Source organism: Arthrobacter sp. BPSS-3, assembly GCF_044628475.1.
Lineage (GTDB): Bacteria > Actinomycetota > Actinomycetes > Actinomycetales > Micrococcaceae > Arthrobacter.
The window spans coordinates 1-10,347 of record NZ_JBIMMV010000015.1 but is presented as its reverse complement, the minus strand read 5'-3'; the positions used below and the strand labels follow the sequence as shown (position 1 = coordinate 10,347).

At 71.1% G+C, this 10,347-nt stretch carries 11 protein-coding genes; 7 read left to right on the top strand and 4 right to left on the bottom strand.

The annotated features are described in order from the left end of the window. Window positions 1–67: 67 nt before the first annotated feature. Window positions 68–793: a beta-ketoacyl-ACP reductase gene (locus ACFVY3_RS16875; protein WP_400160615.1), complete on the bottom strand. Its 726-nt coding sequence runs from the start codon at window positions 791–793 to the stop codon at window positions 68–70. Between the two features lie 133 nt (window positions 794–926). On the opposite strand from ACFVY3_RS16875, the gene ACFVY3_RS16870 reads away from it, so the two are divergent. The 3 genes from ACFVY3_RS16870 to ACFVY3_RS16860 are packed head-to-tail and all read left to right on the top strand — an operon-like array spanning window position 927 to window position 2,524. Then, window positions 927–1,385 (top strand): DUF3099 domain-containing protein, encoded by a 459-nt coding sequence (locus ACFVY3_RS16870; RefSeq protein ID WP_400160614.1) that lies wholly within the window; start codon window positions 927–929, stop codon window positions 1,383–1,385. Beyond that, window positions 1,382–1,642, top strand: coding sequence for a hypothetical protein (locus tag ACFVY3_RS16865; protein ID WP_290258900.1), 261 nt, complete (start codon window positions 1,382–1,384; stop codon window positions 1,640–1,642). Before ACFVY3_RS16870 ends, ACFVY3_RS16865 begins: the two co-directional genes overlap by 4 nt. Next, the gene (locus tag ACFVY3_RS16860; RefSeq protein ID WP_290258901.1) at window positions 1,643–2,524 is read left to right on the top strand and encodes an SURF1 family protein; all 882 of its coding nucleotides are present in this window, start codon (window positions 1,643–1,645) and stop codon (window positions 2,522–2,524) included. A gap of 140 nt (window positions 2,525–2,664) precedes the next feature. Here ACFVY3_RS16860 and ACFVY3_RS16855 read toward each other — a convergent pair whose 3' ends face one another. After that, entirely contained in the window at window positions 2,665–4,263 is a 1,599-nt protein-coding gene (locus ACFVY3_RS16855) for an ABC-F family ATP-binding cassette domain-containing protein (RefSeq protein ID WP_290258902.1), read from the bottom strand. A gap of 376 nt (window positions 4,264–4,639) precedes the next feature. On the opposite strand from ACFVY3_RS16855, the gene ACFVY3_RS16850 reads away from it, so the two are divergent. From ACFVY3_RS16850 to ACFVY3_RS16840, 3 genes are read left to right on the top strand one after another with little or no spacing between them, the layout of a single operon-like run. Further along, a complete protein-coding gene (locus ACFVY3_RS16850) occupies window positions 4,640–5,269 on the top strand; it encodes a biotin transporter BioY (RefSeq protein WP_400160632.1) in 630 nt (209 codons plus the stop codon). Continuing rightward, a complete protein-coding gene (locus tag ACFVY3_RS16845) occupies window positions 5,266–5,976 on the top strand; it encodes an energy-coupling factor ABC transporter ATP-binding protein (protein WP_290258904.1) in 711 nt (236 codons plus the stop codon). Before ACFVY3_RS16850 ends, ACFVY3_RS16845 begins: the two co-directional genes overlap by 4 nt. Beyond that, entirely contained in the window at window positions 5,973–6,599 is a 627-nt protein-coding gene (locus tag ACFVY3_RS16840) for an energy-coupling factor transporter transmembrane component T family protein (RefSeq protein ID WP_400160613.1), read from the top strand. The genes ACFVY3_RS16845 and ACFVY3_RS16840 overlap by 4 nt, the downstream gene beginning before the upstream one ends. Here the strand turns inward: ACFVY3_RS16840 and ACFVY3_RS16835 are convergent. Together ACFVY3_RS16835 and ACFVY3_RS16830 are read right to left on the bottom strand one after the other, a co-directional pair. After that, window positions 6,596–7,798, bottom strand: coding sequence for a thiolase family protein (locus tag ACFVY3_RS16835; RefSeq protein WP_400160612.1), 1,203 nt, complete (start codon window positions 7,796–7,798; stop codon window positions 6,596–6,598). The genes ACFVY3_RS16840 and ACFVY3_RS16835 overlap by 4 nt on opposite strands. After that, window positions 7,791–9,212, bottom strand: coding sequence for a class I adenylate-forming enzyme family protein (locus tag ACFVY3_RS16830; RefSeq protein WP_400160611.1), 1,422 nt, complete (start codon window positions 9,210–9,212; stop codon window positions 7,791–7,793). Before ACFVY3_RS16830 ends, ACFVY3_RS16835 begins: the two co-directional genes overlap by 8 nt. Before the next feature lie 59 nt (window positions 9,213–9,271). Between ACFVY3_RS16830 and ACFVY3_RS16825 the strand changes: the two genes are divergently transcribed. After that, window positions 9,272–10,156, top strand: a complete 885-nt coding sequence (locus tag ACFVY3_RS16825) for a neutral zinc metallopeptidase (RefSeq protein WP_290258908.1) — start codon at window positions 9,272–9,274, stop codon at window positions 10,154–10,156. Window positions 10,157–10,347 lie beyond the last annotated feature (191 nt).

Genomic DNA, 10,347 nt, shown 5'->3' with positions numbered 1-10,347 from the left:
CGGCGCCGGTCCCCGCAGGGACCGGCGCCGCCGTCGTAAACTCCCGGGACGCGCCCGGCGAAGAAGGCTAGTGGCCCATTCCGAGGCCGCCGTCGACCGGGATCACGGCGCCGGAGATGTAGGCGGCCTCGTCGCTGGCGATCCAGCGGACGACGTTGGCCACCTCGGACGCCTCGGCGAAGCGGCCGGCGGGAACCTTGGTCAGGTAGTCCTTCTGGGTGGCCTCCGGCAGCTCGGCGGTCATGTCCGTGTTGATGAACCCGGGGGCCACCACGTTGGCGGTGATGCCCCGGGCGCCGAGTTCGCGTGTCAGCGACCGGGCGACGCCCACGAGGCCGGCCTTCGAGGCGGAGTAGTTGATCTGGCCGGGGGCGCCGTAGAGGCCCGAGACGGAGGAGATCAGCACCACACGGCCCTTGCGGGCCCGGATCATGCCCTTGGAGGCGCGCTTGATGACGCGGAAGGCTCCGGTGAGGTTGGTGTCGATGACGGAGGTGAAGTCGTCCTCGCTCATCCGCATCAGCAGCGTGTCCTTGGTGATGCCGGCGTTGGCCACCAGCACCTCCACGGGGCCGTGGGCAGCCTCGACCTCGGCGAAGGCGGCGTCGACCGAGGCCTCGTCCGTCACGTCCGCCTTGACGCCCAGAATGCCCTCGGGCAGGGCGGATTCGCTGCGGTAGGTCACGGCCACCTTGTCGCCGTTGGCGAGGAAGGACTCGGCGATAGCCAGTCCGATCCCGCGGTTGCCGCCGGTGATGAGGACGCTGCGTCCCGTGGAGCTTGCTTCGGTCATGGTGGTCTCCGGGATTCTGCGGCTCAGTGGCGCCGCTCGGGGCTGGGTTTCCTGCCTTCGATCTTAGCCAGTGTTCCGGTGCCGGCGCCGTTTGGGCGCTTCCGCCGATGGTGCGAGAATTGACGGTGAGCCTATGGAGCGTGATCTGACAGCTGTGACAAACAAGAACCGGCCCGGCGGCGCCACGCCCGGCGAGGACTTCGAGGACACCGAGGTCCACAGCATCACCGACGCCGCCACCGCCCACTCGGAAGAGATGCGTTCGCGGATGGTCAAGTATGCCCTGGCCATGGGCATCCGCATGGTCTGCCTGGTTCTGATCTTTGTGGTTGACGGCTGGTTCAAAATCCTCCCGGTGATCGGTGCCGTGTTCCTGCCCTGGTTCGCGGTGGTGGTCGCCAACGGCAACGACAAGGCGGAGGTACACAGCGAGTCACTGATCGACTACGTGCCGCTGGGCCAGCTCGAGGGACCGCCGCCGGCGGAGTCCTTCGGCGACATGCCCGACGACGACGGGCCGGTCACCCTGCTTCAGGGCGAGATCATCGACGACGACGATGACGACGAAGACCACAGACGGGCCGCTTCATGAACCTCCTCGACCTGGCCGGCGGGACCGCCGCGCCGGAAACCGCCATCTGCTCGCGCAAGGCGTGCCGTGCCGGAGCCGAATGGCGGCTGCTCTGGAACAACCCGAAGATTCACACCCCCGACCGGCGCAAAACCTGGCTGGCGTGCGGGGACCACCGCGAGTGGCTGGAGGACTACCTCCGGACCCGCGGCCTCTGGAAGGAAACCCTCCCCCTCGTGACTGACGAGTCCCCCGCGACCCCGGGCGGGGCCGCCTGAATGTACCGCTTTCTCTTTTCCAGCAAGTGGCTGGGCTATCTGCTGCTGGCCGCCATCTTCGCCACGGCGTGCGTCTTCCTGGGCCGCTGGCAGATGGACCGCCGGGCCGAAACGCTGGCCGAGATCAACCGCGTCGTCTCTAACTACTCGGCCACCCCGTTGCCATTCACCGAGGTACGCAACGAGTTCGTCCGGCTGGATCCGGAACGCGAATGGACGCAGGTGGAGCTGCATGGCGTCTACGACACCGCCGGCCAGCGGGTGGTGCGCAACCGGCCCCTGAACGGCCAGCCCGGCTACGAGGTGGTGGTCCCGCTGAAGCTCGACAACGGCGACACCGTCGTGATCGACCGCGGCTGGCTGCCGATCGGCAACAAGACCCCCGGCAGCCCGGACTCGGTGCCGGCGCCGCCCGAAGGCAACGTCACCGTCGTCGCCCGGCTCAAGCCCTCGGAGCCGACCCTGCAGCGCGGCGCCCCGGAGGGGCAGCTGGCCTCCATCGACCTGCCCACGTACGCCGGACAGCTGGGCTACCCGGTGCTGACCGGCGCGTATGGGCAGGTGGCGAGCGAGAGTCCCGCGGCCGCGACCATGCCGCTGGGCTTCCCGAAGCCGTCCACGGACGAGGGCACCCACCTGTCCTACTCGCTGCAGTGGTTCGCGTTCGGCGTGCTGATGTTCTTCGCCTTCGGTTACGCGGCCCGGCAGCAGGCGCGCAACGCCGCGATCGACGCCGAAGACGCCGAGGAGGCGGAGGCCCGGGGCGAGGCGGCGTACCACTCCGCCGCGAATGCGCCCCGCCGTCGTCCGGCTCCCCGGAAGCGAAAGAACGCCACGGCCGAGGAAGAGGAAGACGCCATCCTCGACGCCCAGGGCTTCTGAGCAAGGACAGCATGGCTTCCGACGCCGTAACCACGGCGAGTGCCACCCGTTTGCCACGAAGGGCCGCTAAACCTGACGGTTAGCGGCCCTTCGTGGCAAATCGGGCGAGCCGGGCCGCGAAGGCGACCGGGGCCGGCAGTCTACGCCAGCGTGATCAGGTCCAGGTAGTCCTCGTTCCAGAGGTCCTCGACGCCGTCGGGCAGCATGACGACCCGCTCCGGGTTGAGCGCCTCGACGGCACCCTCGTCGTGGCTGACCAGGACGACGGCGCCGGTGTAGTTGCGCAGGGCGCCCAGGATTTCCCCGCGGCTGGCGGGGTCCAGGTTGTTGGTGGGCTCGTCGAGAAGGAGCACGTTGGCGCTGGAGGCCACGATGGTGGCCAGCGCCAGGCGGGTCTTCTCACCGCCGGAAAGCACGCCGGCGGGCTTGTCGACGTCGTCCCCGGAGAACAGGAACGAGCCCAGGATGCCGCGGACCTCGGAGTCGTTCATGTCCGGCGCCGCGGAGCGCATGTTCTGCAGCACGGTGCGGTCCACGTCCAGGGTCTCGTGCTCCTGCGCGTAGTAGCCCACCTTGAGGCCGTGGCCTGCGACCACCTTGCCCGTGTCCGGCTTGTCCACGCCGGCGAGCATCCGCAGCAGGGTGGTCTTGCCTGCACCGTTGAGGCCCAGGATGACCACCTTGGAACCACGGTCGATCGCGAGGTCGACGTCGGTGAAGATCTCCAGCGAGCCGTAGGACTTGCTGAGCCCGTCGGCGGTGAGCGGGGTCTTGCCGCACGGCGACGGGTCCGGGAAGCGCAGCGCGGCCACCCGGTCGTTCTCGCGGACCGCCTCGAGGCCGCCGAGCAGGCGCTCGGCGCGCTTGGCCATGTTCTGCGCGGCGACGGCCTTGGTAGCCTTGGCGCGCATCTTGTTGGCCTGGTCCATCAGGACCTGGGCCTTCTTTTCGGCGTTGGCGCGTTCGCGCTTACGGGCCCGCTCGTCGGTCTCGCGCTGGGTCAGGTAGCGCTTCCAGTCCATGTTGTAGATGTCGATCTGCGCGCGGTTGGCGTCGAGCAGGAACACCTTGTTCACCGTGGCCTCAAGCAGCTCGGTGTCGTGGCTGATGACGATCAGGCCGCCCTGGTGGTTCTTGAGGAAATCCCGGAGCCAGGCGATCGAGTCGGCGTCGAGGTGGTTGGTCGGTTCGTCCAGGAGCATGGTCTCGGCGTCCGAGTACAGGATGCGGGCCAGCTCCACGCGGCGGCGCTGACCGCCGGAAAGGGTCTTCAGCGGCTGGTTCAGCAGCCGGTCCGGCAGGGCGAGGTTGGAGCAGATCGCGGCGGCCTCGGCCTCGGCGGCGTACCCGCCGGCGGCGAGGAACTCGGACTCCAGCCGGTCGTAGCGGTTCATGGCCTTGCGCTGGACGGCAGGGTCCTCGCTGGCCATTTCCTCGTGCGCGGCGCGGAGCTTGCCGACGGCGATGTCCAGGCCACGGGCGGAGAGGATCCGGTCGCGGGCCAGCTGCTCCATGTCCGGGGTCCGGGGGTCCTGCGGCAGGTAGCCGATCTCGCCGCTGCGGGTCACCTTGCCGGCCGCGGGGAGGCCCTCGCCGGCGAGCACACGGGTGAGCGTGGTCTTACCTGCACCGTTTCGGCCCACGAGGCCGATCTTGTCTCCCTTGTCGATCCGGAAGCTCACCTGGTCCATAAGGAGGCGGGCGCCGGCGCGCAGTTCGAGATCCTGGACGGTAATCAATGCAGCTAAGGCCTTTCACAACAGGGAACGCCGCGGCGCGGCGGTCATGCCTGCAAGGCGCCGGGGCGGTGGGGCCGAGAACACGGCCTGTTCCAGTCTACCGGCAGCACCCCCGCCGGCCCGCATCGGCGCGGTGGGCGGCCGGGCCGGCCACTTTTGGTGGAGTCCCCCAGCGGGTGGCCCCGCCACTAGTGGAGGGGCTACAAAAACGGGCCGTCACCCAGGACGTACCGTCGGAGTCAGGACCCGAATTCCGTGACGAATAGGACACAGCATGGCCAGCACCGAGAACACCTCCGCACCGACCGGCACCCCCGTGGCGGCGCCCTCACCATCCGTTCAGTCATCCACCGACGACGGCGCTGCCGGAACCGCTATGGCTCCCGCCGCCCGCCGATGGGACGCCACCGACCTGGCCCTGGTGGCCGTCTTCGCCGCCCTGGTGGCGGCATCCGCCCTGGTCGCGGCCATCCCGGTAGGCGGCCTCGGCGTGCCCATCACCCTGCAGACGCTGGCGGTCATCCTCACCGGACTGGCCCTGGGGCCGGCCCGGGCGTTCGCCGCCGTCGGCCTCTACCTGCTGCTGGGCTTCGCGGGCCTGCCCATCTTCAGCGGCGGCCGCGCCGGCCTGGGCGTGCTGGCCGGCCCCTCCGGCGGCTACATTATCGGCTTCCTGCTGGGCGCCACCGCCGTCGGCGCCCTGACCGCCGTCGTCCTCCGCCGGACCTCGGCGGGAACGGGCGCGGGCCGCCGCGGCACACTGCGCCCGGTGCTGCTGTTCTGCGCCGCCATGGCAGCCAGCATCGTCTTCATCCACGGCCTGGGCATCCTGGGCATGATGGTCAATGCCAAGCTGAGCCTGGCGGCCGCGTTCCTGGCCGACCTGCCGTTCTACCCCGGGGACATCATCAAGAACGTCCTCGCCGTGATTATCGCCCTGGCGCTGCACCGGGCATTCCCGGACCTGCTGCTGCGCCGGGTGCGTCGCGGCACCGCCCGGCCGTGAGCATCATCCTGGACCGTCCCGCGGTCCGGATTGACGTGGACGGCCGGGCCGAACCGAAGACCCTGCTGGACTTGCCCGCGCTGACCCTGGCCGAGCACCGGATCGGGGTCATCGGCGCCAACGGGTCCGGGAAGTCGACCCTGCTGCGGCTGCTCAACGGTCTGGTGCTTCCCACCGCGGGCCGGGTCACCGTGGGTGGCCTAGATACAGGCAGGGAGGTGCGGGCTGTGCGCCGCCGGGTGGGATTCGTCTTCACCGACCCGCTCTCCCAGCTGGTGATGCCTACACCGCGGGAGGACGTGGAACTTTCGCTGCGCCGCCTGGTGCGCAACGGCGCGGAACGGCGTGCCCGGGCCGAGGCCGTGCTGGACCGGTTCGGCCTGCTGGGCCTGGCGGACCAGAGCGTCTACGAACTCTCCGGCGGGGAGCGGCAACTCGCGGCTTTGGCCGCCGTGCTGGCCGTGGAGCCGGAGATCCTGGTGCTGGACGAGCCGTCCACGCTGCTGGATCTGCGGAACCGTGAGCTGCTGCGCACCACCCTGGCCGGGCTCGGGCAGCAGGTGGTCCTCTCCACCCACGACCTGGAGATCGCCGCGGACATGGACCGCGTGCTGGTGATCGACGCCGGGACGGTCGTCTTCGACGGTGCGGCGCCGGAGGCAGTGGCCTGCTACCGCGCCCTGTGCGGGATGCCGGCGCGGCCGTGAGGGGCCACGGTTTCCTCCTTGCCGGCTACGTTCCCGGCCGCTCCATGGTGCACCGTGCCCCGTTGTGGGCCAAGTTCCTGCTGGTGCTGCTCTGCGGCGTGGGGTCCTGGCTGGTCTCCGACTGGGCTGTGTCCGCGGCGGCCCTTGCCCTGCTATCCGCCGTCTTCCTGGCCAGCGGTGCCGGAATCCGGCGGCTGGCGACGGCGGTCCGGCCGGTGCTGCCCATACTGGCGCTGGTGGGCGCGTTCCAGTGGTGGCAGTTGGGCGGCCCCACCGCGGCGCGGATCGTGCTGAACGTGCTGGTCTGCGTGGTGGCGGCCTCGATCGTGACGGCCACGACCCCGGTGCGGGAGCTGCTGGACGGCGCCGCCTCCCTCGCCCGGCCGTTGGAACGGTTCGGCGCGGATCCGGAGCGCTTCGCCCTGACCATCGCCATCATGGTGCGCAGCATCCCCTTCATCGCCGGGGCGTTCGCCGACGTCCGGGACTCCGCCCGGGCCCGCGGCTTGGAGGGCAATCCCCGGGCCCTGGTCCTGCCGGTCTTCATCACCACGGTTGCCTTCGCCCGGCAGACCGGTGAGGCGCTGGCGGCGCGCGGCCTGGGCGACGCCGACGCCGGCTAGGCGAGCCTCCGGTACCGGAACAGCGCCGCGGTGCCCATGCCACCCGCGATGCTGATCATCGCCAGGCCCAGTTGACCGTCCGCACCGGCGCGGCGGGCCTGGGCGAGCAGCCGGGTCACGAGAACGGCCCCCGAGGCTCCGTAGGCGTGGCCCAGCGCCAGTGCTCCCCCGTCCCGGTTGGCGCGGTCCGCGTCGATGCCCAGCCGGTCCAGGCAGGCCAGGGTCTGGGACGCGAAGGCCTCGTTGAACTCCACCAGGTCGACCACGTCCGCCACGGTTCCGGTGCGTTCCAGCAGCCGGGCTCCGGCGTCGGCGGCACCGAGGCCCAGGAGCCGTGGGTCCACCCCCGCCGTATCCGTGCCGAGCACCAGCAGCCCGTCGCGGGCGCCCACCTCACGGGCGTGGGCCAGGGAGGTGACCACGACGGCGGACGCGGCGTCCGCGTCGAAGCAGGAGTTCCCGGCCGTGACCGTGCCGCCGGGGACGAAGGCGGCCGGGAAACGGGCGAGGATGGCCGGCGTCAGGGAGGCGCGCGGGCCGTCGTCGTGGATCACCGTGCCGGTCCCGCCGTCCGGAGCCGGCTCCACGGGGACAATTTCGGCGTTGAAGGCGCCCGCCGCGGCGGCGGCCAGGGCCCGGCGGTGGCTGCGGAGCGCGAACTCGTCCTGCCGTTCCCGGCCGATGCCGCAGGCCTCCGCCACGTTCTCGGCGGCGGCGCCCATGTCGGGGTCGCCGAACCGCTCCGGCGCGAACCGGGCGCGGCGGTAAAAAACGGGTTCGCCGTCCGGGCCGCGGCGGGCGCGCAGCGGCGCGGTGCTGATGCTCTCCACCCCGCCGGCCAGGTAAAGCTCCGTGCCGTCCCCGGCGGCGACCAGGCGGGAGGCCAACACGATCGCGTCCAGGCCGGAGCCGCACTGGCGGTCGACGGTGAGGCCGGGCACGGTGACAGGAAGGCCAGCCTCGAGGGCGGCGAGCCGGGCGACGTTCCCGCCGCCGCCCACGGCATTGCCGATCACGACGTCGCTGACCTGCCGGGCGGGGACGCCGGCGTCGGCCAGCAGCCGGCCCAGGACCGGGGCGAGAAGCTGTTGCGCCTCCAGCCGGCCGAACGCGCCGTGGGCCCGGCGAACCGGGGTGCGGAGCGCCCCGATGATCACCGGCTGCCGCTCCGGGGGCAGCGCCGGGTACGGCTCAGCCAAGGCGCCGGGCCCGGGGGTCGCCGTCGGCAATCCAGGACAGCAGCAGCGCCCGGCTGGGCTTTCCGCGGTCCGTGAGCGGCAGCTCGGCCACGAGGTAGTAGTCCAGGGGGCGTTTGCTCCGCGGCAGCAGTGACTCCAGCCCGGTGCGCAGCTGCGTGCCGGACAGGCCGCCGTGGGCCGGAACGACGCCTGCCACCAGCCGCTGCCCGCGGACCTCGTCGGCTTGTCCGGCCGCGACGGCGGCGGCGACACCGGGAACGGAGGCGAGGGCCAGCTCCACCTCGTGCGGGTAGACGTTGGTGCCGGCGGTGTTGATCATCTCGGACCGGCGTCCCAGCAGGTGCAGCGCACCGTCCTGGAGGTAGCCCTGGTCGCCCACGGTGTACCAGCCGTTCACGGTCCGGAGGGCGGCGCCGTCGTCGCCCCAGAGGTAGCCGTCGCTGACCATGCCGCTGCGCACGCAGACGTCGCCGGGGGTTCCGTCCGGGACCGGGTTCCCGTCCTCGTCCAGGATGCGGAGTTCCACGCCGGGAAAGGGCGTGCCGATCAGGGTCCCGGCGGGCGTGGCCGCGGCGGAGCCGCCCGGGCAGAGGCCGCCGCCGGCCACGAAGCTCAGTTCGGCCGCGCCGTAGTACTCGAAGATGGTGGCGTTGGGGGCCCAGCGCCGGGCAGCCTCGAGGGTGCGGGCGTCCAGCTTCGAGCCGGCGCAGATGATGCTGCGCAGCCCGGAGGCATCCACGCCGCCGGCCAGGCCGCGTTCGCTGAGCAGCCGCAGCATGGTGGGGACCAGAACCAGCCGGGTGATCCCGTCGTGGCTGATGGCGGCGTGGGCGTCGCCGACGTCGAAGCCGGTCAGGGTGTGGAACTCGGTGCCGGCGTAGAGGCACTCGGCCAGCGCGTAAAGGTTCAGGCTGGCCGCCATGGTTCCGGGCGCGAGCGTCCGGTCACCGGGCCGGAGGCCGAAGAACTCAATCGAGGACTCGAACGAGACCTGCCAGGATCGGCGGGACCGGGTGAAGGCCTTGGGCAGGGACGTGGTGCCGGAGGTCAGCCCGATCAGGAACGGGGTGTCGGGCGGCCCGTCGACCAGGTCGCCGGCAGCTGCGCCGTCGGACGCGCCGGGCAGGGCGGCGGCGTACTCCCCGATCCGTTCCGTGATGGCGGCGCGCAACGCCTCCGGCCAAGTGGCATCCAGGACGGCGCAGCGGCGGGACCCCGCGACGGCGGCGGCAAACGCGGCGACGAATCCCGTGGAGTTGGCTTCGGCCAGCACGGACACCGGCGGCGCCGACGCGACCAGGCCGGCGGCCCCGTCCCGGAGCTGCGCCCAGGTCAGCCGAGCGCCGCCGACGACGACGGCGGTGTCGTCGGGGCGGCTGTCGGCCCAGCGCTGGAGTCGGTCGAGAAAAGGCATCGGGGCAACTTTACCGGGACGGCACCCCGACGCGGGCGGGAGCGGCTACTGTGACTTGCATGAGCTTCAATGACAACGTCCAGCTTGACCCGTCCCAGGTGCAGGACCGCCGCGGCGGCGGCTCCGGCCTCAAGATCGGCGGCGGGATCGGCGGCGGCGTCGTCCTGCTGCTGGCCCTCCTGTTCGGCATCAATCCGAACGTCCTCGGCGGCCTGACCTCCGGCGCCCAGGATCAGACGCAGAGCCAAGGCACGGCCCCCGCCTGCAAGACCGGCGCTGACGCCAACGCCCGGCTGGACTGCCGGATCAACGGCACGGTCAACAGCCTTAACGCTTTCTGGCCGGAGTACCTGGCCCAGTACGGCAAGCAGTATCCGCGGCCCAAGACCGTGATCTTCAGCAACGCGACCAGCACCGGCTGCGGCAACGCCACCTCCGACGTCGGCCCGTTCTACTGCCCGGTGGACCGCACCGCCTACTTCGACCCCGGCTTCTTCCAGGAGCTCGTGGACCGGTTCGGGTCCTCCGGCGGTCCCCTGGCGCAGGAGTATGTGGTCGCGCACGAGTTCGGCCACCACATCCAGAACCTGCTGGGCACCATCGACCGGGCGCAGCAGGACCCGCAGGGCCCCGAGTCCGGCGGCGTCCGTGTGGAGCTGCAGGCCGACTGCTATGCCGGTCTCTGGGTCAAGCACGCCACCACCGCCAAGGATCCCGCCTCCGGCCAGCCGTTCCTCGCGGCCGTCACGGACAAGGACCTGCAGGACGCGCTGTCCGCGGCCTCCGCCGTGGGCGATGACCGGATCCAGAAGGCCGCCACCGGCCGGGTGTCCCCGGAGAGCTGGACGCACGGCTCCAGCGCCCAGCGGCAGAAGTGGTTCTACCAGGGCTACACCACCGGCGACATCAACCAGTGCGACACCTTCAAGGTCGCCGCCCCCTAGGCTGTTGCGCTCACTTGAGCGCTGGCTTAAACGCCGACGGCGGCCGCCCACCTTCGCAGTGAAGGGGCGGCTTCTAGCGGTCGTTGCAACACCCGTTATTGGGAGTTGCAACGACCGTGTCGCGTTTAAGTGGTGAATCGAAGTGCCATCGGAGGTACTCGGATCAGGAGAAAGCAGCATTTTTTGTTGCA